The following is a 23,467-nucleotide window of genomic DNA, read 5'->3' as shown; positions in this document are numbered from 1 at the left end:
GCCGGAAATTGTGGTGGAAAGTGATTGACAAACACAGTAATAGTAATTATTATTAATATTTAGAGGACGATATACCAATAAATACCAGCCAAAGAAAGAGGGAAGTTTATGAGCAAACATTTATCACCAGAAGTCAGAGTACCCATTGAAAAGGAAAATGTGTCCATATTCAGGGACGAGGAGCGGTGTATCAAGTGCGGACAGTGCAGGGATATGTGCCGGGACTATATCGGGGTCCTGGGTACCTATGACCTGTTAAAAACAGGGGATACCGCCATCTGCATCAACTGCGGGCAGTGCGCCAATGTCTGTCCGGTGGAGAGCATCAGGGAACAGCCGGAGTATGGAATGGTGGCCGCAGAGGTTATGGACCCGGACAAGATCGTGGTTGTATCCACCTCCCCTTCCGTGCGTGCGGCACTGGGAGAGGAGTTTGGCATGGAGGAGGGCAGCTTTGTCCAGGGAAAGATGGTGGCCCTGCTGCGCACCTTGGGAGTGGACTATGTTCTGGACACCAATTTTGCTGCTGATCTGACCATTGTGGAGGAGGCCAGCGAATTGATCGACCGCATAACAACAGGAAGACGTCCGCTGCCCCAGTTTACCAGCTGCTGTCCTGCATGGGTCAAGTTTGCGGAAATCTATTATCCGGACATGCTTCCCCATATATCTACGGCAAAGAGCCCCATCGGTATGCAGGGGCCTACCATTAAGACATATTTTGCCCGGAAGATGGGAATCGACCCCAAAAAGATCGTGAATGTGGCAGTCACCCCATGCACTGCCAAGAAATACGAGATCCGAAGGCAGGAGATGAAAGCGGCAGGGGAATACCTGGGCGAGGATGATATGAGGGACATGGACTATGTGATCACTACCAGGGAGCTGGCGCGGTGGGCCAGGATGAAGAGGATCGACTTTTCATCCCTGGAGGATTCGGATTATGACCGGCTTATGGGCCAGGGATCAGGCGCAGGCGTTATCTTTGGAAATACGGGAGGCGTAATGGAAGCGGCCTTAAGAACCGCTTACGAATACATAACAGGAGAACAGGCACCTGGGGTATTGTATGAACTGACACCGGTAAGGGGCATGGAGGCGGTAAGGGAAGCCAGCCTTCAGATCGCAGATATGACCGTAAATGTGGCGGTCGTATATGGGACCGCCAGCCTGCGCAGATTCCTGGAGGAAATGAGGAACGGGGAAAAGCAGTATCACTTTGTGGAAGTCATGACATGTCCCGGCGGTTGTATCGGCGGCGGAGGGCAGCCAAAGGATAAGAAGTTTGAGGGGGATGCCCTGCGGCAAAAGCGTATAGACAGCTTATACAAGAGGGATGGCGCCATGACCGTCCGCCTGAGCCATGAGAATGAGAAGATCAAGGTCCTGTATCAGGAGTTTTATAAGAAGCCCCTCAGTGAGCTGGCGGAGAAGATGCTCCACACATCATACAGGGATAAAAGGGGACAGCTGGAAGGGAAGGAAATAGATTAAGGCAACAAGGGATGCCGTGCCGCATAGTTAACAGTTCAATATGATTAAATGAATGGTTCAGATATTTCGGTTTTTATAAAGCTGTTTTTATGTTATCATAATTTAAGAAAGATTTCTGTAGGACAGATGCCGGTGAACGGATGAAAGTGAACGAAAAACCAGCATCATTGGACGGAGATTAGAAGGGAGCTGTTAATATGATAGAGATACGGACATTTACTGAAAATGATACAAATGAGATCATTCAGCTGGTCTTACACTGCCAGAATGACGGAACACGCCCTATGGTCACGGTGGAAGACCAGCCCGAGCTGCTTCATATAAAGGAAACGTATCTGGATGGAGGCGGGAACTTCTGGGTGGCTGTAAAACAGGAGAGGGTCGTGGGCAGTATCGGCCTGATGGACTGCGGAGGAGGGCTTGGCCTGTTAAAGAAGTTCTTTGTGTATGAGGAATACCGTGGAGAGCCTGTGCATCTGGGCCGCCGGCTGTATGATGTGCTGGTGGAGTTTGCCCGGCAGCGCCATATAAAAAGCCTGCTTTTAGATACGCCAAAGAACACGGGACGTGCCCACCGGTTTTATGAAAAGGCCGGCTTTCAGAAGATCGGGGAGGACCAGCTGCCTCTGGTCTATGATCATCCCTATGAGGACAGTGATTTCTATATTCTGGACTTATAAAATAATAAACTCTTAAGAGAACTGTCTTGTCAGCTGTAATAGGTTGACAAGACAGCTTCTTTGGGTTAAAATCCTCTGGACAGCAAAAAAAGTCTGGGAGGATCGAGTATGAACCATTTGTTTAAAACTAAATTAAATGCAGCCTGTTTTGTCCTGATTCCTGCGTGCATCGGGATCAACTATCTTGGGAAGCTGTTTGCTTCCGTTTTAAAACTGCCCTTGTGGCTGGACTCCATCGGCACATGCATCGGAGCAGTGTTAGGAGGGCCGGTCATCGGAGCAGTGTGCGGAGCGGCCAATAACCTGATCTATGGATTTACCACAGGGGACACCATTACGTTAATCTATGCACTCACCAGCCTGGGCATTGGTGTGGCAGTGGGTATCATGGCACGGCTGGGCCAGATGGGAAGACTGAGGGGAGCTGTCCTGACCGCATGTGTGGCAGGCCTGACCGCGGTGGTGATCTCCACCCCGCTAAATATTGTTTTCTGGGGAGGGACAACGGGAAATGTCTGGGGAGATGCTGTGTTTGCATGGTCACAGGCAGCAAAGATGCCTGTATTCCTGGGTTCACTGCTGGACGAGGTGATTGTGGATGTGCCTGATAAGCTGATCACCCTTTTGGTAGTGTTTGCCATTATAAATGGCCTGCCTAAAAAGCTTACATCCCTGTATGACGTGGATAACAAGGTGGAGCGCCTGGATTAGGGCGTGTTCGGATATCATGCAGATAAGAGAAAGGGGTATTTATGAAAAGCATAAGCCTTTATGTGGAGCAGGATACATACCTTACAAGGCTCCATCCCTTTGCAAAACTGTTCTATATCCTGGCAGCAGTCACGGTGCCCCTGATCACAGGGAAAATGTGGGTGTTTGTCCTCTTCATTGCAATGAGCCTGTGCCTTCTGGTCAGTGGCAGGATTGCAGCCAGAGTTTTCCCCCTGATCGCATTTTCCTTTACGATCATTGCCACTGTGTTTCTGATCCATGGGCTGTTTAACCAGGCCAACCGGAACGTGCTGTTTGTTCTGGGGCCGTTTAAGTTCTACCGGGAGGGACTGGTGTACGCGGCCAGGATCGGGTTTAATATACTGAACATGCTGTTGGCATTTGCGGCCTTTGTGCTGTCCACAAAGCCGGATCAGCTGGTGGATGACCTGGAACAGATCGGTTTTTCCCCCAAGTTTGGTTATATGATAAGTTCCGTGTTTCAGATTATACCCCAGATGATGGGCACTATGAATACCATCATGGATGCCCAGCGGAGCAGGGGGATGGAGACGGAAGGAAACCTGTTTGTGAGGGCAAAGGCGTTCATCCCGCTTATCGCGCCCGTGGTCAGCAGTTCCCTGATCAATACAAGGGAGAGGGCCATTGCGCTGGAGGTCAGAGGGTTTGATTCCAGAGAAAAGAAGACCTTTCTCACAGACGGAAAGATGGGCGGAAGGGACAAGGCATTGATCCTGATCATGTGTCTGATCATTGCAGGTTCTGTTATATGGAGGATGATCCATGTCGTTGATTGAGGTTAAGAATCTGAAATATAGATATCCCCACACGGAGAAACTGGCCCTGGACGGGCTGGATTTTGAGATTGAGAAAGGCCAGTTCATTGGAATCCTGGGGGAGAACAAAGCCGGTAAAAGCACCCTGTGCCAGGCATTGGTGGGTCTTGTGCCCACCATGTTCGGAGGGGCATACGGAGGACATATCCTCATCGATGGGATGGAGGCGGCCCGGACCCCTGTGTCAAAGCTTTGCAGGAAAGTGGGGCTGGTGTTCCAGAATCCTTTTAATCAGCTGTCGGGCGCCAGGGATACGGTGTTTGGGGAGGTGGCCTTCGGGCTGCAGAACATGGGGGTAGCCAGGGAAGAGATCCTGAATCGGGTGGAACGCAGCCTGGAACGTTTGGAGATCGGCGCTTACAGGGACAGGAACCCCTTTGACCTGTCCGGGGGGCAGATCCAAAGGGTGGCCATTGCAAGTATCCTGGCCATGGAGCCGGAGATCCTGGTGTTAGATGAACCCACCTCACAGCTGGATCCCCAGGGGAGCGAGGATGTGTTCCGGGTGGTGGACCGGCTGGCAGAATCCGGGATCACCATTGTGATGGTGGAACACAAGATGGAGAAGCTGGCTTCCTATTGCCACAGGCTCCTTCTTCTCCACAATGGAAAACAGGTGGCGTATGATACGCCGGGGCGCATATTTGCCAGGGATGACTTAAAGAAACTGGGGGTGGAGCCTCCGGTATATACCCGGGTCAGCAGGGCTTTCTCAGTGAACTGCCCGGAACGCAATCCAGAAGTCGGTCAGGAATGTTATCCGGTGACATTGGAACAGACTCTGGCTTTGAGGGAATATTTTCCGACACAGCTGCAGGGGATAAAAAAAGCAGATCAGGAGCCTGAGGCCGGCCCGTCTGTATTTTCCATTGAGGATGTGGGATTTTCCTATGTAGAGGGCAGTCCGGTCCTGGAGGGACTAAACCTGGAGTTGGACGGAAGGCCCACGGCCATTGTGGGACAGAACGGTGCGGGAAAGACTACCCTGGTAAAGCTGCTGAAGGGGTTGTTAAAGCCGGACAAGGGCAGGATTTTGCTGCAGGGAGAGGACATAGGAAAAAGAACCGTGGCCCAGCTGGCCGGAAGGATAGGATATGTGTTCCAGAACCCGGATGACCAGATCTTTAAAAGCCGCGTGCTGGACGAGGTGATGGTAGGTCCGCTGAACCTTGGAATGGATAAGAAGAGGGCAGAGGAAATGGCAATAAAAGCCCTGGATACAGCGGGAATTTTAACTGTTCAGAATGAAAATCCCTATGACCTGGATCTATCGGACAGGAAAATGGTGGCCATTGCCTCGGTCCTGGCCATGGATCCGCAGGTCCTGATCCTGGATGAGCCCACCATAGCCCAGGACGCAGGGGGAAAGAGCCGGATCGGAGCCATGGTCCACCAGCTGAGCCGGGAGGGGAAAACCGTACTGGCCATCCTTCACGATATGGATTTTGCAGCAGAGTATTTCGAGCAGATCCTGGTAATGGCCCATGGGCGCGTTCTGGCCCGGGGAACAGGGAGAACGGTGTTTTATGAGATGGATGCCCTTTTTGAGGCCCGTCTGGAGCAGCCCCATGTGACGGGACTGTGCAAACTCCTGGGCTACGAAGGGACATTCCTCACAGTGGAGGATATGATTGGAGGGAGATAAAATGCCTGCAGGCAGAATGATGACAGAGGGTGAAAAGCGCAGGATGAACATCCTGGAAATACTGGAGAACAGGACAGCTCCGGTGTCCGGTACGGAGCTGGCAGGCAGGCTGGGAGTCAGCCGCCAGGTGATCGTCCAGGATATTGCCCTTCTCAGGGCGGATAACAAAGAGATCATGTCAACCTATCGGGGATATATGTTCCATAATCCCGATATGGGTGCAGGGACCTGTGTGCGCGTGTTTCGTGTAAACCATGCCACGGAGGACACCCTGGATGAGCTGCAGACCATTGTGGATTATGGCGGAAAGGTGCTGGATGTATCCGTGGAGCATGAACTGTACGGACACATAACCGTGGACCTGATCATTAATAACCGCCTGGATGCAGCTGAGTTTGTGGCTAATATGAAAACCTCCCGTGACCAGCCCCTGAAAGCTCTCACAGGCGGCAGCCACTACCATACGGTGGCGGCGGGGGAGGAACGGTATCTTCAGATGATTGAGGATGAATTAGAAAAAAAAGGTTATATTCAGCACTGATATGTTTAATTGCCTCCAAAGTGGTGATACTCTCCAGTAGAAAACACCATTTATCCATCAGTGAGGTAATGTTATGAATAGTGAAAATAAGAATATAACCAAAACCGTTATGAGAGGGGATTTATATTATGCTGACCTGTCGCCTGTTGTGGGTTCGGAGCAGGGAGGGATCCGGCCCGTGCTGGTGATCCAGAACGATGTGGGAAATAAATACAGCCCCACTGTGATTGTGGCCGCTATCACCAGCCGTTCCACTAAGGCAGCCATTCCCACCCATGTGTGTATCCGCAGGATGCGCGGAGGATTAAAACAGGATTCCACTGTATTGGCAGAGCAGATCCGTACCATTGACCGGAACCGTTTGAAGGAATACATAGGTCATCTGGATTCCGGCCAGATGGAGGGAATCGAACAGGCCATGGTCACCAGCCTGGGGCTGGGCCATCTCATAGGAGGAATGGGACAGGTATTCCTGCCGTCTTATACATGACCTTCCGCCGTATGGGGCAGGTAAAAATAGGACAGAGAAAATATGATAGGTAAAATATGATAAGTAAAATATGATAGGCGAAATATGACAAAGGATCTTGATCTCAGGAAGGCGGCGCGGCTGTCTTCCTGTTTTATTGGCTGTCAGGACCAGGCGTGGGCTTGGCGGGGCTGCGGGATTAAATTCTGGTACGGGATAAGAAAATTCAGCAGTATCAAGGATATACTGAAAAAGATATTATGAAAAAAGATATTGACATATGTCAATAATGGGATTATAGTTAATGACATAAGTCAATAACAAAACAGCGGATAAGGAGAATACATATGGCGCGGCCGTTTAAAGCCAGAAGAGTCTGTTCCCAGCCAACCATAGATGTGTTTGGCCCATTGAATCAGGAGTCTGAAACCAGGGTGGAGCTTACATTGGAGGAGTATGAGACCATCCGTCTCATTGACCTTTTAGACTGTACCCAGGAGGAGTGCGCCACGCAGATGGGGGTGGCCAGGACTACGGTCCAGGCAGTATACAATTCTGCCAGGAAAAAGCTGGCGGACTGTCTGGTGAATGGAAGGCAGCTGCAGATCCGGGGCGGCAATTACCGTCTGTGTCCGGAGTCAGGGAACTGCTGCGGCAAGGACTGCGGGAAGCGCCGGTGTCAGAAGCGCCGCTGTAATAACAGACCAGGAGGAGAATTTGATGAAGATTGCAGTAACATACGAGAATGAACAGATATTCCAGCATTTCGGCCACTGTGAGGCATTTAAGGTTTACGAGGTGGAGAACAGCAAAGTCCTGTCATCCCAGGTGGTAGGCACGGGCGGAAGCGGCCATGAGGCCCTGGCTGTATTTTTAAAGAACCTGGGCGTGGAGACCCTGATCTGCGGCGGGATCGGCGGAGGCGCCAGGACCGCTCTGGCCCAGGCCGGGATCGAGCTGTATCCGGGTGCCTCCGGCAATGCTGATGAGGCGGTGGATGCCCTGCTAAAGGGGAATCTGGCATATGACCCTGATACCATGTGCAATCATCACCATGAGGGCGGGGAACACAGCTGCCATGGACATGGAGGAAGCTGCAGTCACTGATGACTGCCGAACGTACACGAAACTGCCTGCCGGCAGCCTGAAACAGGCTGTGCAGGCAGTTTTTTCATGGAAAGCCTTGCCTTATATGAAGAAAAAATGATAATGATAATTGTTATTGTTTGTGTGACTTAGTCACAGTATTTTCTTTCTGTTCCTGGTATGATTAAATCATCATCAGACAACGGATCAGGCTGGCGGAAGGCCAGACAGAAGGAGGCAAGGTATGAAGAAATTCGTATGCGGTATTTGCGGTTTTATTTATGATGAAGCCGCAGGTATCCCGGCATCAGGAATTGCACCGGGAACCAGGTGGGAGGAATTGCCCGGGGGTTGGGTATGCCCCTGGTGCGGCGCTGCAAAGGAAATGTTCAGGGAGCAGGTTTTGCCGGAAGCAGAACAGGCGGGGGAGAAATCATCCGGGCCGGATAAGGCAGAACAGGCGGGAGAGAAGTCATCCGGGCCGGATAAGGCCGGACCGGCTGGGGAAGAGGAGGATCTGCGCGAACTGACGCCAGGTGAAATGTCCGCCCTCTGCTCCAATCTGGCCAGGGGCTGTGAAAAGCAGTATCTGAAGGAGGAGGCGCTCTTGTTTACGCGGCTGGCAGGCTATTTTAAGGACAAGACCTTGGCAGACGGGGGAGGGGATGTTAAGGCTTTGAAGGCAATGACGGAATATGACCTTGACACGGCATTTCCCAGCGCCGACCAGGCGGCTGGGGGTGAAACGGACCGTGGCGCCCTGAGGGCCCTTGTGTGGAGCAGGAAGGTGACTGCTATGATGGATTCCCTTCTGGCACGCTATGAGAGGGAGGGCAGCGGATTCCTGGAACATACCAATGTGTATGTCTGCGATATATGCGGATTTATCTATGTGGGAGATACCCCGCCGGATATCTGCCCTGTGTGCAGGGTTCCCAGCTGGAAAATGTCAAAGGTGGAGAGGAGGTCACAAGCATGAAAAAGTTAGCTGTGAGAAATATCCGTCTGTGTACAAAGGACTGTCTTTGTCTGTATGTCTGTCCCACAGGGGCAACCAATACGGAGAACAGCATCATTGACCCGGATAAATGTATTGGCTGCGGCGTATGCGCGGACAGTTGTCCATCAGGCGCCATTTCCATGGTACCCCTGGAGTATCCGCCCCAGCAGCCCAAGTCTGAAGCCGTGGTAAAAGCCATGAGGGCGCTGGCAGAGAGCAAGGCGGAGCAGGAGAGTGCCGCACGCTCCCTGGCAGCACGGGGAGGAGATCCTGTGCTTGTGCAACTGGCGGAGGCAATGGAGAAATCCAACCGGCTGATGGCTGAGGACATTCTTCGGGAGGCCGGATACATGCTTCCCCAGAGCAGGAATGCCCGCCGGTTCCTTCAGTCCCTGTTGGACAACCCTCCGGGGGAGGATTTTCCGGGGGAGAGCGTTAGGCGGCTTCTGGACATGATTCACTGCAATGAGGTGCAATGAGGATTAGAGGGAACAGGGGATACCCGGGGAACTGCCCCAAAAAAGAGGATAGGCAAGGATAGGACAGCTCTTTTCCTGGGGTGACACCGTCAGGCAGAGGGGCTGTCTTCTGCCTGTTTTCGTTCCTTCATCATTAACCTATTTTGATACATGGCCTCGTCCGCACGTTTAAATACATCACTGACCGTCAGGTCCACATGTTCTTTGTACACGGCAATTCCTCTTGACATTTGCCTGGTCATCTGTGAGAAAGGCGTATCCGGTGTCATAGACCCTGGTGGCATCCACCATGTCCTTGACCGCATCAAAGTCTATATCCATTCCAACCGCGCCGATGGTGGTGTTCCCAACATAAAGAGGAACCACAAAGGATATCATTTCGCCAGGGTTATAGCGGGAAACGTCAGTTGGGGCGTGTGTGCCCTTGTCCACTGAGGGTAATGTATCTGATGGTATTCATGGAACCGTCCTTTTGGCAGTGGATAGGGCGGGGATGACAGCGGGGGAACGTAAGACCGCCCTGTTTAAGGATACATTGTAACCGGGTTTATGAGAAATTGCAATAACCGGATTGGAGACTGCCGGCAGCCCGGAATGGGGGCATTATGGGATTGACGCAGGGGGGACAATTGTGGTAATATGGACACAATTTAGCGGATGTGGTTTGCAGGGCATGGTCAGGTGAGGTTCGCCTGTTAGTGTCCTGTTTTCATAGGAGGGATTTGATGGAGTACTGGATGGGGATCGATCTGGGCGGGACCAAGATACGTGCGGGGGCTGTGGACCGGAACGGGACAGTGGCTGCGCTGAGAGAATCATATACAAAGGATGCGGCGGATGCGGACAGGCTCAGGGAACAGATCATAGCCATGGGAAGCAGGATCATGGAGGAGTATCCCATACAGGGAGCCGGAATGTGTTTCCCGGGAGTGATCATGGCGGATAAAACCCTGCAGCATGCCACCAATCTGCCGGGGGGAATGCTGGCCCCGGAGTTCATCACCTCCATTGAGCATGTGTGGAATATCCCTGTATTTGTGGAAAACGATGCAAATGCAGCGGCATTTGGTGAATATATCCACGGCTGCAAAGGGAATGTGGAATCCATGTATTACGTGACCATTTCCACGGGAATCGGAGGCGGATATATCTGGAAGGGCAATATTATCCAGGGATATCAGGGCTTTGCCGGAGAGGTGGGGAGTATCCTGGTGGAGGAAGGGGATCGATCCTTCAGGGGACTGGCTCCCGGGGCTGCGGAAGGATGTGCCAGCGGCAGCGCGGTATTGGAACAGGGAAAAAAGGGCATTAGCCCCAGGATCAATGATGCGGGGGAGGTGTTCCGGCTGGCTGCGTTGGGTGATGACCGGGCCAGGGAGATCGTGGACCGGATGACCACCGGTCTGGCGAGAATGTTTGCCGCTATTTCCATGGTGATCAATCCCCAGGTGTTTGTTCTGGGCGGCGGATGCATGAAATCATCGGACCTGTTCCTGGATGAGGTCGTCCATAAATATAAAGCCCTGGTTCCTGAGGCGGTTCAGGATATCCTGTTTAAGCCCGCCTGCCTGGAGGAACCGGGGATCGTAGGGTGTGCGGAGATCGCAAGGGCCCGGCTGTCCTGACAGGCCAAGGCCAAAGCCGGTACGGGGCAGGCCGGGGCAAAGCAGGTCAGTACCGGCCGGGGAAGATCAGGTCAACACCGGCCGGAGAAAAGCAGGTCAGTACTGCCGGTACAGATCAGGCCGGGCTATGCAGCATTTCCCGGGCAAATTCCAGGGAATGGCTGAGGTGTTCCTTCATCATGGCCACGGCCCCCTGGTGATCCCCTGCCTCGTATAAACGGAAGATCATATGGTGTTCGTTTAAGATCAGGTCCTGCTTTGGGGCCTGTTTTTCATACTGATAGGCCAGGATGGACATCTGGCTGCGCATCCGCTGGGCGGAATGGACCAGGCGGCTGTTCTGACAATAATCATAGAAGATCAGGTGGAAACGGTCTGAGAGATCCTGCCATTTGGGGGAGGACAGGCCGCAGGCATCCATCAGGGACAGGTTCTCCCGCAGTTCTCCCAGAATGGGCTCCTGGTCGGGATAGAGGGAGGCGTAGCTTACAGCCAGGCTGTCCAGGTCCCCCATGAACTGGTAGATTTCCTTTACATCCCGTTCATCCAGGCTGACCACGGAGACACCAATATTGGAATAGTAGGAGGCAAGCTGTTCTTCCGTCAGCCGGGTCAGTGCTTCCCTGATAGGAGTGGAGCTGACCTGAAAACGCTCCTGGAGGATTTTAAGGGTCAGTTTGGAGCCGCAGGGGATGGCCTGGGTAAGAATATCATTTCTCAATATTTCATAAATCTGTTCGGATAAAGTCTTTTTTAAATCCATGGTTTACTGCCTTTCACATAGAAAAATGTTTGATCACGATCCAGTTTATCATATTATTTTGCATTTTGCAAAATGCATATTGCCAAATCTTGCCTTTAGTGATAGAATACACATGGGCTTTAATGGTTTAAAGTGAAAAAGAAAGGAAATGGAGTATGGAAAAGGAAAAAATTGTAGTAATTGTCTGTGTCATCTACTTTGCTGCAATGGTTCTCATAGGAGTCATTGCCGCAAGAAGGAATAAGGCAACGTCTGATTATCTGGTGGCGGGAAGAAAGCTGAATGTGACCATGACTGCCATAACATTGGCAGCAGTACAGATCGGAGTGGGGATCGTGCTCAGCAGCGCCACCAACGGCTATGACCTGGGGGTATGGCCCGGTATGTATTATGCATTTGGATGCGGCGGGGGCCTGATCATCGCAGGACTGGTCACCACAAAAAAACTCAGGGAACAGGAAGGTTATGTTCCCTTGGATTACTTTGCCCAGCGATATGGGGAGAGCAAGGCCATACGTCTGTGGGCCTGGATCAGCAATGTGCCCAGCCTTCTGGGAATCTTCATTGCCCAGCTTCTGGCTTCAGGCGGTATTCTGGCCGGTTTCGGGATCCCCTTTAAAACAGGGGTTGTGGTTACAGCAGTGGTTATTTTGATTTACTGCACGGTGGGAGGCATGTGGGGCGTTGTGCTGACCGATGTGGCCCAGACCGCCATTATCGCAGTGGGCGTACCCATCCTGGCAGTGGCGATCCTGATCCGGTATGTGGGAGCCGGGGGAAGTGTTGGCGAGATCTTTGCAACTCCCTTTATCCCTGCCGGAATGGGTTCAAGGTTCGTGTATCTGGTCCTTCCCTTTTTGCTGTCCATCTCTGTTTCCTATGATGCCTATTCACGGATCCAGTCATCCAAGGATGCAAAGACCGCAAGGATCGGCTGTATCATAGGCGGTATCCTGGTCATCATCATAGGCGGATTCTGCTCCACCATCGGCGTGGCTGCAAGAAGCCTGTTCCCCGGCGTTACGGACGGTATTTTTACCATAGCGGCAACCGGAGTCCTGCCGCCGGTGCTGGCAGGGATCGTGATCGCAGCCATCCTGGCAGCGGCCATGTCCAGCGCCAACTGTGTGATCCTGTCCATGGGAGCTTCCTTTGCAAGGGACTTTTATAACAAATTCCTCCATCCCGAGGTGGATAATCTGGATGACCTTCCAAAGTCCAAGCTGATCTCCCAGGCAACTGTATTTGTGGGCAGCCTGGCAGGCATCTTTTTTGCCTTTCATATGACGGACATCCTGGATGCCATGATCATATTTAATTACCCCTATATGGGAAGCCTTCTGATCCCCCTGTTGGGCGGATTGGTGTGGAAGGGAGCCACAAGAAAGGGTGCGTTTGCAGCTGCCATTGCCGGCGGTATTGTGGGAGTGGTGTCCTTCTTATTTGGTATACCCGGCCCCCTTTACGGGAAAATGAATACGGATCTTTCACTGATGATCGCGTATCTGATTTCCGCAGCCTTCCTGATCCTATTCAGTATGGCTGACCGGAAAGCAAAAAATTAGTTTGTGTACAGTTGACCAGGACCGGTTTCTGGGCACGGAAAAGAGGTAATATGTCGGATTTTAAATGGCCTTATCCCAATGAGATGGACCAGGAGGAGCAGGTGTCTGCGGACGTCCTTGTCCTGGGCGGCGGAATCGCGGGCTGTTATGCAGCCATAGCAGCTGCCAGAAAAGGAAAAAAGGTGGTTTTGGTGGAAAAAGGGGCAACGGTCAGGAGCGGAGCTGCGGGAAGCGGCTTTGACCACTGGGAGTCCGCCTGTACCAATCCCTGTTCCAAGGTGACGGCAGAGGAGATTGCCAATGCCTACATTGATGAGCAGGACGGGTACAGCAACGGGATCGCCCACTACATAGAGTGCCAGGAGGGCTGGCACAGACTTAAGGACATGGAGTCCTTTGGAGGTAAGATCAGGGATACACAGGGGGAGTTTGCGGGGGCGGATTTCCGGGATGAAAAAACAGGCCTGATGTTTGCCTACGATTATGAGAATAAGTTCACGGTGCGGGTGTGGGGAAGCACCTTCAAGCCTGCACTCTATAAGGAACTGAAGCGCCTGGGAGTGGTGATCTATGACAGGACTGAGGCCACGGCATTGCTGACAGCAAAGGAAAACGGAACCAGGCGCTGTATCGGCGCCATGGGCATGAATGTGCATACGGCAAAATTCCTGGTATTCAGCGCCAGGACCACTATTCTTGCCATGTCCCGTCCGGCCAGGATCTGGCTCTTTGATTCCGATCAGGTGGGACTGAGCGAATTCCGTCCAACCCAGAGTATTGGCAGCGGCCATGCCATGGGATACAGGGCGGGAGTGGAGTTCACCATGATGGAGAAATCCGTGCAGGGGGAATTTTCAGCCGCGGGCAGGAGTTTCCCTCCCTACAGCACGGGAAATAACCATAACACCTGGTATGCGGCCACCATGGTGGATGCCAGAGGAGTGGAGATCCCTTATGTGGACAGGGACGGAAAGGAACTGAAAACAGTAAAAGAGCGGTACTATCCTGCCAAGGGGCAGAAATTCTTCCTGAAAGGCGGGGTGATCGACAATCCCAAATATGAATACCGCGGACCCGAGACACTGGAGTTTGAGGAGCTGATGAAACGGGGATACCAGCTGCCTTTTTATGCGGATCTAAGCCGGATGCCGGATGAGGAGCGCCGGGTGATCTGGGGCATGATGGTGGGGGAGGAAGGAAAGACAAAAATCCCTGTTCTGGAGAATTTCACAGAGCGCGGATTTGACCCTGCAAAACACCGTCTCCAGTCCTATGGAACCGGATGGCAGTCCGCCGCCTTCCTGGCCCAGGAGCGCCAGCTGTTTGGAGCGCCGGGAGGGATTTTCCATGATTGGGATCTGCAGACCAATATCCAGGGGCTTTATGCGGCAGGCGACCAGCTTTACGCTTCGGACTGCTGTGGTTTTGCAGCGGCTACCGGTTATTACGCGGGAAGGAAAGCGGCAGCTGCCAGCAGCGCCCTGGAGCTTACGGCGCCGGACCGGGCGGATGTGAACCGGGAAAAGGAACGGCTTTACGCCCCTCTTTTTGTGGAGGACGGGATGGACTGGAGGGAGCTTAACAAGGCGATCTCCAAGGCCATGCAGAATTACTGCGGCGGCGTAAAGAACGATATGCTGCTGATGCAGGGGCTGGAGCTTTTGGAAAGTTATGAAAAGGAATATGTGCCCGCCCTTTCCTGTGCCAATCCCCATGAACTGATGCGCGCCCACGAGGTGATGGATATCCTGGAAGTGTGCAAGCTGATCTTAAATGCCTGTCTGCTGAGAAAATCCAGCTCAGCGCCTCTGTGCTTTGAACGCAGTGATTATCCCCAGATGGATCCACAGGAGGACCAGTGCTTTATCACCATCTGCCAGGAGGACGGAAAGATCTGCAGCAGAAGGGTACCAAAGCGGTATTACGGGGACGTAAAGTCCCAGTATGAGGCCTGCAACCAGGACTATATAAAGGAGGAGGCATGGGCATATGAAGAAGAATGAGTTTCGGGCAGAGCCCGTGTCATGCAGTGTTAAGCCCCTTTCCTTTTGCCAGGAGCTCTGCATTGGCTGCAACCAGTGTGCGTCCGTCTGTCAGGTGGATATTATGATCCCTTCACCGGAAAAGGGAAAGCATCCCATTGTGATGTATCCGGGGGAATGTTACTACTGTGGTTCCTGTGTGATGGCGTGCCCTGTAAAGGGGGCCATTCGGTTGAGACATCCGCTGATGAATCAGACTAAGTTTGTTTGATGGGTGTGGACGGAAAAAAGACAACCGCTGGAATACTTGGGTTTAATCAGATTACCATGGCGCGTTTGTGTAATTTTAATTATTGGGTAGAGAAAAAAGATAATGAAGGATCATCGGAGTTTCGGTGATCCTTCATTTTTTATTATGATATTTGTTGATGATTAGACCACAAATATTGGTAGCGCAATATTTATCATGCCATACAAAGGGATTAATTTGGTAAATGTGGAAAATTCCTATATAAAAGAATGAAAATACTCTAAAATAGAAAAACTATAAGGCAGAGTTAAGAATTAACCAACCAAATGAAACCGCGCAACAGAACTCACGGAGGAAGTTATGAAACAAAAAGAGTGTATGGATGAATTTAGGGACTATCTGTGTAATGAAGAAAAAGCTGCGGCAACCATTCACAAATACCTGTACGATGTCAATGAAATGCTGGTCTTTATGCAGGACAGGGAATTAAACAAAGAGAATTTACTGCTATACCGAAAGCATCTGACTGGCAGGTACAAAGCACAGACTGTGAATGTTAAACTTTCTGCCATTCATGTTTTTTTAAGATTTATGGATCTGGAAGAATATCGGGTCAAATTTTTAAAAGTCCAGAAACGGGCCTATATTGATGAAAAGCGGGAACTTACGGAACTGGATTACAAAAAACTTATGGAAGCAGCGGACCGAAATAACAAAAAGCAGTTATACTATCTGATGCTTGTTTTATATGGAACAGGAATCAGGATCAGCGAACTTCCTTTTGTGACCGTGGAAGCCATAAAGCTGGGAAAGGCGGAAATATATATGAAGGGAAAATACCGGGTCATTATTTTTCCCAAGAAACTGGTCAGGATGTTAAAGGAATATACCAGGATACAGAATATACAAAGCGGATGTATTTTTAGGACAAAAAGCGGGCGGAATTTAGACCGGAGCAATATATGCCATGCCATGAAGCGGTTATGTAAGGATGCAAGGGTAGAACCAACTAAGGTTTTTCCGCATAATTTCAGGCACCTGTTTGCGAAATGTTTTTACTCCATTGAAAAGAACCTGGCTAATCTTGCAGATATACTGGGACATTCTTCTATAGAAACAACCCGAATTTATGTAACAGCCAGCATCAGCCAGTATGAAAAAATCATGGAAAAAATGAAAATTGGTTTTGACGATAAAAAACCACAGAATAATCATTCTGCGGTCAGGCAACTTATTTAAACACCACAGAATAATCATTCTGTGGTGATGAGTCTGCATATCAAATAATGAGAACCTGCATTGTATGTATTTTATAACAAAATGTGGGGGGAGTCAATATACATAAAGCTGTTTTTTCTCCAATACAATGAGGCCGGGAAGGATAAAATCATGAACCGGCCTTTTCGTCATGGGTATTTTTTCTTTTGAAGTTCCACTCAAAAGTCACAATACCCATTTTTATTTGATTTTCATTTAAACATTGTCATCAAAATACCGCAGAATGATTATTCCGTGGTGGATAAAAATAAGGGGACATGTTAAACAGTGGCTTTCATATGTTGGATGATATTACACATGGAAAGGATGGTCATATGGACACTGGAGTACAGGATGGTTTGATTATTGCGGAGGACGATATCCTGAGAGATGGAGGACAGTATCCGGAATATACCGCCACCATGTTTATCGTGATTGAAAATTATTATAACGGAATCGCAAAAGGTTATTTACAGACATTTTATTACGAAGAACCTTTTTACTTTTTTGGGCTTGATAATATGCTGATTCAGCTTGAGAACGTTATGGACATGGCCGGTGTTCCGCGCAAATGCAATGAATACCGATATCTAAGCAAGAATCCGCCTGCGCGGAAACGGGCAAAGGGGACTGAAAAAAGGAACAGTCCTGTACCTCTCCAGCATGTAAGGTTTAACCCTAACAACATATGTTCCGCCAAGAACATTTTCTCCATCAGGGTGTATTCCAGACGGAACGCAAGCATTCAGGGAACCCTGAAGAATTCCAAAGGGCAGATGAATTTCAGAAGCGGTATGGATGTGATCCGTGGGATCCACGGGTGGATGGAAGAGGTAGTGAATGAGGGAGATGAATTCTGATAAGGGATGGGTGGACATACATACCCATATACTGCCGGGGGTTGATGACGGGGCTGGGGACTGGGAGGAAACCATAACCCTGCTGAAGATGGCATATGAGCAGGGGACACGCCATCTGATAGCTACCCCTCATTTTTCGCGCAGACAGGAAGTTGGCCGTTTAAAAGAACTGTGCAGGCGCCTGGAGAGGGAAGCCGGCAGCATTTCCAGTGATTACCATGTAAGCCTGGGGCAGGAGATCATGTATTTTGAGAGTATCCTGGAATACCTGGGCGAGGGAAAGGCCCTGACACTGGCAGGGAGCAGGTATGTGCTGGTGGAGTTTGCACCCGGGGACAGCTTTGGCAGGATAAGCAGGGCAGTCCGTCAATTAGTGCAGGCATCCTATTTTCCGGTAATCGCGCACGTGGAACGTTATCCGTGCCTTGCCCGGGATGAGTTGTTGAAAGAACTGATCGATTATGGTGCATATCTGCAGGTGAATTTTAAAAGCCTTACCGGTGTGTGGATGGACAAAAGACTCCGGTGGTGCAGACGGAATCTGAAAAAAGGGTATATTCATTTCCTGGCAACAGACATGCACAATATAGCGGTCCGTCCCCCTGGAATGCAGGAAGGGATATTGTGGCTGAAACGGAATGCGGGCGAGGAGAAAGCAATCCGGATCCTGCGGGAAAATCCCGAATTTATACTGGCAGACCGGATGCTGCTGTAAGAAAAAAGTGTGGAAAAGGTAACAGTGATGGAAAACAAACTATACGAAGACAGAGATGAAAATGAAATAGAGATTGATGTAATGGAACTGCTGTATGTGTTCAAGAAAAAGGCATGGATCATCATACTGGCCGCAATTGCGGGATGTATGGCGGCGGGCCTTTACAGCGTGATGATATTAAACCCGGTCTATACATCAACATCTATGGTGTACGTTCTGTCTAAGGAGACAACATTGACTTCGCTGGCAGATCTGCAGATCGGCAGCCAGCTGACAAAGGATTACAGTGTCATGATAACCAGCAGGCCGGTACTGGAACAGGTGATCGAAAAGCAGGGCCTGGATCTGACCTATGACCAGCTGAAAGAAAAGATTACGATCACCAACCCCACGGATACCCGTATCCTCAATATGACGGTATCGGATGAAGACCCTGTAAGGGCCAGGGCAATCGTGGACGAGGTGGCCAGGGCCTCATCTGATTACATAGGCGATATTATGGAAATGATACCACCCAAGATCATAGAAGGCGGGGTAGTCCCGGACAAGCCGGCTTCCCCCAATGTGACAAGGAACGCTGCGCTGGGAGGCATGGCGCTTGCCGTGATATCCTGCGCAATCATAACCCTTCAGGTCATTATGAATGACACCATACGGTCTGAGGATGATGTGTCTAAGTATCTGGGAATCAGTGTCCTGGCCGCCATACCTGATAACGGTGAGGCGGAAAAAGAGCAGCCTATAAAGTTCCGGGGCAGAAAAGAGAGCCGGAAAAAACAGAAACCAGGACAGAAGAAAAAAGGCAGGGAGGATTAAGGAATGGGACAGACATTAAGCCTTAAAAATACAGGCAGGAAAGATTACCATTACGAGGAAGCGGTCAAGACGCTCCGCACCAATATCCAGTTCTGCGGAAATAACCTGAAGACCATTATGTTTACAAGTTCATTGCCCAGTGAAGGAAAGAGTGATACGACCTTTGCGGTTGCAGCCTCCTTTGGGAGTATAGGCAAAAAGGTACTGCTGATCGATGGGGACATCCGCAAGTCTGTGATCGTAAAAAGGCATGAGATCCAGGGAAACCCCTGCGGGCTGTCCCAGTATTTAAGCGGACAGAAAACAGCGGAGGAGATCTGTTATGGCACAGATGTGGAGAATCTGGATATTATCCTTGCAGGCCCCTATTCGCCCAACCCATCGGAACTCTTAGAGGATCCCCTGTTTAAGGAACTGCTGGACCGTGCCAGGTTAAAGTATGACTACATTATCATAGATACGCCGCCCATGGCAAACCTTATAGACGGAGCCATTATAGCCAGCCTGTGTGATGGGGCCGTGATCGTTATTAACAGCGGGACCATCAGCTACCATCTGGTGCAGAAAGTAAAAAGCCAGCTGGAAAAAAGCGGGTGCCGTATCCTGGGGGCTGTGCTGAACCGGGTGGGGACGGATTACGATAATGGATACTATAAAAAATATTATGGAAAATATTATGGAAGATACTATGGAAAAACTTACGGCGGAGGGGGCGAGAAATACCAGATCCTGGATGAGGCCAGGTGAAATGAGGCCGGACCAGATGAAGCCGGGCAGGATTCGGAATGAGGATATGGAATGAAACGGATCAGAATAAAACGGAATCAGACCCGCAGCTGGTGGAAGCAGGTATTTACAGCAGCCGGCGTGGTCCTCCTCGCTTTCTTTGTTTACCATACCTGCCAGTTATATCTGGACAGGAAGGCATCGGCAGAGCAGGCGGCGCAGTGGCGCCAGGACCAGATCGGATCCACTGCAAAGGGCATGGGGGACAGGATCGAGTATGAGGGAAAGACCTACCGGCGCAATACTTATGTAAAGGCCATCCTGTGTATGGGAATAGACAGGACCGGAAGCCTGGAGGAATCCAGGGTAGCGGGACAGGGGGGACAGGCGGACGGAATCTTTCTCATAGCTCAGGACACTGCAAGGGACAGGGTAAAAATCCTGATGATCCCCAGGGACACCATGACGGAGATCACTCTGACAGACCTAAGCGGCAATGAACTGGGACAGGGGATCCAGCATCTGGCCCTGGCGTATGCCTATGGAGATGGAAGGGAAAAGAGCTGCCAGTACATGGCGGATGCGGTGAGCAGGCTGCTTGACGGGCTTTCCATAGATGGATATATGGCTTTCAGCATGTCGGTCATACCGGTTGTGAATGACGGGGTGGGCGGCGTTGCCGTAACCATAAAGGACAGGGAACTGGAAAAGGCGGATCCTGACTTTATTTATGGAAAGGATCTTACGCTCCGGGGAAAACAGGCTGAAGCCTATATCCGTTACAGGGATACAAAACAGGCTCAAAGCGCAATCGGCCGTACGGAGCGGCAGAAATCCTATATAGAGGGTTTTTTAAAGGCGGCCAGGAAAAAGGCCGGCCGGGATGATGGCTTTGTGCCATGGATCCTGAAAGAAATAGAACCTTACATGATAACAGACATGACAAAGGACAGATATTTGGATATGGCCCTGGCATTTATTGAAAAGGGGCAGGATGTGGGGATAGGCGATATGCTGACACTTCCGGGTAACGCTGTGGAAACGTCAATCTATGATGAGTACTATCCTGACAAGGATCAGATCCGTCCATTGATCCTGGAACTGTTTTACAGACCGGAGGAATAGACGGGTACAAAAAGGGAAAATAAGTATAGCAACAACTACTTATTGATAGAAAGATACAAAATTATGCAATGGAAAGGAAGAGTGAGAACTATGAGAAAAAGAATCACAACAATCGCATTGGTTGCTGCACTGGCTGCATCACAGTCAGTATGCACGTTTGCGGCTAACAGCCCGGGAACAGGCCCGGTGATCAGCGATGGAGGCAGCGATGGAAGCAGTTATGACGCGGGAACCCGCACCAACACAACTGCAAAAACCGGGACTACCACCAACACGGTACAGTTTGGCGGAGGAGTACAGACCAACAGCAGGGGGCAGGCCGTGGTAGGCGATACGGCTCTGGAACTTGTAAAGGACACTGGCAGCGCTGTTGCCGGACTTCCGGAGAGCGTGGTTAACGCCATCAACGGCATCAACAGCGGGCGTCCGCTGAATGAAGCTGTTCCAGGCGTGGACCTGACCGGGTACAGTGCACTGGTTGGAACCCAGGCAATCGTTACAAAGGATGCCTCAACCAATGCTGAGAAGGCAGGGGCAGTGGAAGTTCCTATGTATATCCCCAACCTGGTTGACGGACTGGGAAATGTACAGGTGCTTTTCTACAATAACTTAACCGGAACCTGGACTGTAATACAGCCAACCAGGATCGATACAGCGTCCAAGATGCTCTATTTTAACATTCCAAACTCAGGTACGGTTTCGGTTATTTACAAACGTTAATGCCAATGCTCTGAGCGGCTGGAAAAAAGGTGGGTATGAAAGTGGCATGTAAAAACAAACTTGTTTTAGAAAAATGTCTGCCCCATAGCAAACGGGTAAGAATGGGGGTCCTCTGGGCCTATGACATGGCAATGGTCTGGATTTGTGCATGCCTGGCTCTGGGGCTTAGATTTGACCTGAACCTGTCGGCCGTCCCGATCCAGTATGCCAGGGAACTGTGGAAGTACGGTTTCCTGCAGATGGCAGTGGTGTCCCTCGTATTTTACGGGGGACACCTGTACGCCATCATGTGGGGAACAGCCGGTATACGGGAAATGGTACTGGTAGGCCTGTCCTGCCTGTCGGCTGCACTGGTGCAGCCGGTTGGGATACTGCTGTTTGATGCACGGATGCCCAGAAGCTATTATGTGCTGTGGTTTGTGCTTATGACGGCAGCGTCCATGTGGGGGCGCAGCAGTTTTCAGGTGATGCAGAGAATCGTAAACAGGCTGAACCGGGCGATGGACCAGGAAGAGCCTCCCCGTGTCATGATCATTGGCGGAGGAAAGGCAGGGACCCTTATTGTCCGGGAGATGAAGGGCAGTGAGAAGATCCACGGCCTGCCTGTGTGCATTGTGGATGACGACAGGGACAAGCAGGGCCGGATGATCGATGGTGTTCCCATAATGGGGACCAGGCAAGACATCGCAAAGCTTGTAAAAGAAAAGGAAATAGATAAGATATACGTTGCCATCCCGGCCGCCGCGCCTGAGCAGATACGAAATATTCTTGGAATATGTCAAAAGACAGGATGCCAGGTTAAGACACTTCCCGGCGTATATCAGCTGATGAACGGCGAGGTGAATATTTCCAGGCTCCGGAAGGTAGAGATCGAGGACCTTTTAGGCAGGGAGCCGGTCCGTACCAATCTGGATGAGATCATGGGCTATGTAAAGGATAAGGTAGTCCTGGTCACCGGGGGCGGTGGTTCCATTGGCAGCGAGCTGTGCAGGCAGCTGGCGGGACACAAGGTAAAACAGCTCATTATATTTGATATATATGAAAATAATGCCTATGAGATCCAGCAGGAACTGAGACGTAAGTACCCGCAGATGGATCTGGTGGTGCTGATCGGTTCCGTGCGCAATACAAACCGTCTGGAATATCTGTTCCGTACATACAGGCCGGACATTGTATATCATGCAGCGGCCCATAAGCATGTGCCTCTGATGGAGGACAGTCCCTGTGAGGCCATTAAAAATAATGTGATGGGAACCTATAAGACAGCCAGGGCAGCCATCAAATATGGGGTAAAACGCTTCATTCTCATTTCCACGGATAAGGCGGTCAATCCCACCAATATTATGGGCGCAAGCAAACGGCTCTGTGAAATGGTTGTGCAGATGAGCAACCAGAAAAGCAGTACGGAGTTTGTTGCGGTCCGCTTTGGAAATGTTCTGGGAAGCAACGGAAGTGTCATCCCGCTGTTTAAAAGACAGATTGAAAGCGGCGGACCGGTAACTGTGACACATAAGGATATCATACGGTACTTTATGACCATACCGGAGGCGGTCAGCCTGGTGATACAGGCAGGAGCCTATGCAAAGGGCGGGGAAATATTTGTCCTGAACATGGGAAATCCGGTCCGGATTCTGGACATGGCCGAGAACCTGATCCGTTTGTCCGGCTATGAGCCGTACAAGGACATTGATATCTGCTTTACCGGACTCAGACCCGGGGAAAAACTGTATGAGGAGCTGCTCATGGATGAAGAAGGTCTCCAGAAGACGGAGAATGAGCGCATTTTCATAGGAAAGCCCATAGAAATGGATTATGACAGGTTTGAACGGGCGCTTCACCGTTTGGGGGAGGCTGCCAAAAGCGAGACAGGAAACGTACGCCAGCTGGTACATGAGCTGGTGCCGGAATACCATTACAAGGGTATGGACTCAGATCTTGCTGCCGCAGAGGCTGCAGCGGGCCGGGAATCCGGTGTTGTGGCTTTGAACGCAGACCGGTTGACCGGGCATAAGAAGGTTGCAATGTATCAATTGGGATTAAAGTAGGATGAAAAGGGTATGAAAGCAGAATTGTCGCTTTGCCGCATTCTGAGGTCATACCT

General features: G+C 50.8%; 25 protein-coding genes. 23 read left to right on the top strand and 2 right to left on the bottom strand.

The genetic code is table 11. The features are described from left to right. Positions 1-108: 108 nt before the first annotated feature. The 11 genes from ABID13_RS19690 to ABID13_RS19635 all read left to right on the top strand — a co-directional run bounded on the left by ABID13_RS19690 (position 109) and on the right by ABID13_RS19635 (position 8,962). On the top strand, positions 109-1,494 hold the full coding sequence (locus tag ABID13_RS19690; RefSeq protein WP_048929629.1) for a [FeFe] hydrogenase, group A: 1,386 nt from the start codon (positions 109-111) through the stop codon (positions 1,492-1,494). 197 nt (positions 1,495-1,691) lie between these two features. Continuing rightward, the gene (locus ABID13_RS19685; RefSeq protein ID WP_045093468.1) at positions 1,692-2,174 is read left to right on the top strand and encodes a GNAT family N-acetyltransferase; all 483 of its coding nucleotides are present in this window, start codon (positions 1,692-1,694) and stop codon (positions 2,172-2,174) included. 108 nt (positions 2,175-2,282) lie between these two features. After that, positions 2,283-2,885, top strand: a complete 603-nt coding sequence (locus tag ABID13_RS19680; protein ID WP_007866247.1) for an ECF transporter S component — start codon at positions 2,283-2,285, stop codon at positions 2,883-2,885. Positions 2,886-2,926: 41 nt separating this feature from the next. Continuing rightward, complete coding sequence (locus ABID13_RS19675; protein WP_048929630.1) at positions 2,927-3,703, top strand: energy-coupling factor transporter transmembrane component T family protein; 777 nt, start codon at positions 2,927-2,929, stop codon at positions 3,701-3,703. Further along, positions 3,690-5,387, top strand: coding sequence for an ABC transporter ATP-binding protein (locus ABID13_RS19670; protein WP_048929631.1), 1,698 nt, complete (start codon positions 3,690-3,692; stop codon positions 5,385-5,387). The genes ABID13_RS19675 and ABID13_RS19670 overlap by 14 nt, the downstream gene beginning before the upstream one ends. A gap of 1 nt (position 5,388) precedes the next feature. Continuing rightward, a complete protein-coding gene (locus tag ABID13_RS19665; RefSeq protein WP_045093465.1) occupies positions 5,389-5,928 on the top strand; it encodes a transcription repressor NadR in 540 nt (179 codons plus the stop codon). 73 nt (positions 5,929-6,001) lie between these two features. Next, the gene (locus tag ABID13_RS19660; protein ID WP_048929632.1) at positions 6,002-6,418 is read left to right on the top strand and encodes a type II toxin-antitoxin system PemK/MazF family toxin; all 417 of its coding nucleotides are present in this window, start codon (positions 6,002-6,004) and stop codon (positions 6,416-6,418) included. A 326-nt stretch (positions 6,419-6,744) separates the two neighbouring features. Then, positions 6,745-7,146 (top strand): DUF134 domain-containing protein, encoded by a 402-nt coding sequence (locus ABID13_RS19655; RefSeq protein WP_007866235.1) that lies wholly within the window; start codon positions 6,745-6,747, stop codon positions 7,144-7,146. Further along, positions 7,118-7,504: a NifB/NifX family molybdenum-iron cluster-binding protein gene (locus ABID13_RS19650; protein WP_007866232.1), complete on the top strand. Its 387-nt coding sequence runs from the start codon at positions 7,118-7,120 to the stop codon at positions 7,502-7,504. Before ABID13_RS19655 ends, ABID13_RS19650 begins: the two co-directional genes overlap by 29 nt. 223 nt (positions 7,505-7,727) lie before the next feature. Then, positions 7,728-8,462, top strand: coding sequence for a rubredoxin (locus ABID13_RS19640; protein WP_048929633.1), 735 nt, complete (start codon positions 7,728-7,730; stop codon positions 8,460-8,462). Continuing rightward, on the top strand, positions 8,459-8,962 hold the full coding sequence (locus ABID13_RS19635) for a 4Fe-4S binding protein (protein ID WP_048929634.1): 504 nt from the start codon (positions 8,459-8,461) through the stop codon (positions 8,960-8,962). Before ABID13_RS19640 ends, ABID13_RS19635 begins: the two co-directional genes overlap by 4 nt. An 89-nt stretch (positions 8,963-9,051) precedes the next feature. Here ABID13_RS19635 and ABID13_RS19630 read toward each other — a convergent pair whose 3' ends face one another. Then, complete coding sequence (locus tag ABID13_RS19630) at positions 9,052-9,174, bottom strand: hypothetical protein (protein WP_270289348.1); 123 nt, start codon at positions 9,172-9,174, stop codon at positions 9,052-9,054. A 513-nt stretch (positions 9,175-9,687) separates the two neighbouring features. Between ABID13_RS19630 and ABID13_RS19625 the strand changes: the two genes are divergently transcribed. Next, positions 9,688-10,587, top strand: a complete 900-nt coding sequence (locus ABID13_RS19625; RefSeq protein ID WP_007866206.1) for an ROK family protein — start codon at positions 9,688-9,690, stop codon at positions 10,585-10,587. Positions 10,588-10,702: 115 nt separating this feature from the next. Here ABID13_RS19625 and ABID13_RS19620 read toward each other — a convergent pair whose 3' ends face one another. Continuing rightward, positions 10,703-11,350, bottom strand: a complete 648-nt coding sequence (locus ABID13_RS19620) for a GntR family transcriptional regulator (RefSeq protein WP_007866204.1) — start codon at positions 11,348-11,350, stop codon at positions 10,703-10,705. Between the two features lie 155 nt (positions 11,351-11,505). On the opposite strand from ABID13_RS19620, the gene ABID13_RS19615 reads away from it, so the two are divergent. From ABID13_RS19615 to ABID13_RS19565, 11 genes are all read left to right on the top strand, one after another. Continuing rightward, on the top strand, positions 11,506-12,915 hold the full coding sequence (locus ABID13_RS19615; RefSeq protein ID WP_007866202.1) for a sodium:solute symporter family protein: 1,410 nt from the start codon (positions 11,506-11,508) through the stop codon (positions 12,913-12,915). Between the two features lie 50 nt (positions 12,916-12,965). Next, a complete protein-coding gene (locus ABID13_RS19610; protein ID WP_045093458.1) occupies positions 12,966-14,918 on the top strand; it encodes an FAD-dependent oxidoreductase in 1,953 nt (650 codons plus the stop codon). Beyond that, complete coding sequence (locus ABID13_RS19605; RefSeq protein WP_052665833.1) at positions 14,905-15,168, top strand: 4Fe-4S dicluster domain-containing protein; 264 nt, start codon at positions 14,905-14,907, stop codon at positions 15,166-15,168. Before ABID13_RS19610 ends, ABID13_RS19605 begins: the two co-directional genes overlap by 14 nt. A 339-nt stretch (positions 15,169-15,507) precedes the next feature. Beyond that, entirely contained in the window at positions 15,508-16,386 is an 879-nt protein-coding gene (locus ABID13_RS19600) for a tyrosine-type recombinase/integrase (RefSeq protein WP_048929637.1), read from the top strand. Positions 16,387-16,739: 353 nt separating this feature from the next. Continuing rightward, positions 16,740-17,264, top strand: coding sequence for a hypothetical protein (locus tag ABID13_RS19595; protein WP_007866129.1), 525 nt, complete (start codon positions 16,740-16,742; stop codon positions 17,262-17,264). Further along, a complete protein-coding gene (locus ABID13_RS19590; protein WP_007866127.1) occupies positions 17,245-17,979 on the top strand; it encodes a CpsB/CapC family capsule biosynthesis tyrosine phosphatase in 735 nt (244 codons plus the stop codon). The genes ABID13_RS19595 and ABID13_RS19590 overlap by 20 nt, the downstream gene beginning before the upstream one ends. Positions 17,980-18,006: 27 nt before the next feature. Then, on the top strand, positions 18,007-18,795 hold the full coding sequence (locus ABID13_RS19585; RefSeq protein ID WP_007866124.1) for a YveK family protein: 789 nt from the start codon (positions 18,007-18,009) through the stop codon (positions 18,793-18,795). 3 nt (positions 18,796-18,798) lie between these two features. Beyond that, entirely contained in the window at positions 18,799-19,542 is a 744-nt protein-coding gene (locus tag ABID13_RS19580; RefSeq protein ID WP_007866119.1) for a CpsD/CapB family tyrosine-protein kinase, read from the top strand. 51 nt (positions 19,543-19,593) lie between these two features. Beyond that, positions 19,594-20,646, top strand: a complete 1,053-nt coding sequence (locus tag ABID13_RS19575) for an LCP family protein (RefSeq protein ID WP_007866116.1) — start codon at positions 19,594-19,596, stop codon at positions 20,644-20,646. Positions 20,647-20,736: 90 nt separating this feature from the next. Next, positions 20,737-21,366 carry a hypothetical protein gene (locus ABID13_RS19570; protein WP_007866113.1) on the top strand — a complete coding sequence of 210 codons (630 nt, stop codon included), beginning with the start codon at positions 20,737-20,739 and terminating at the stop codon, positions 21,364-21,366. A gap of 101 nt (positions 21,367-21,467) precedes the next feature. Beyond that, a complete protein-coding gene (locus ABID13_RS19565) occupies positions 21,468-23,411 on the top strand; it encodes a polysaccharide biosynthesis protein (protein ID WP_048929885.1) in 1,944 nt (647 codons plus the stop codon). Positions 23,412-23,467: the final 56 nt, after the last annotated feature.

The organism is Enterocloster citroniae (genome assembly GCF_040545455.1).
GTDB classification, from domain to species: Bacteria; Bacillota; Clostridia; order Lachnospirales; family Lachnospiraceae; genus Enterocloster; species Enterocloster citroniae.
The sequence above is the reverse complement of the archived record's forward strand: the minus strand, read 5'-3'. Positions and strand labels throughout refer to the sequence as shown.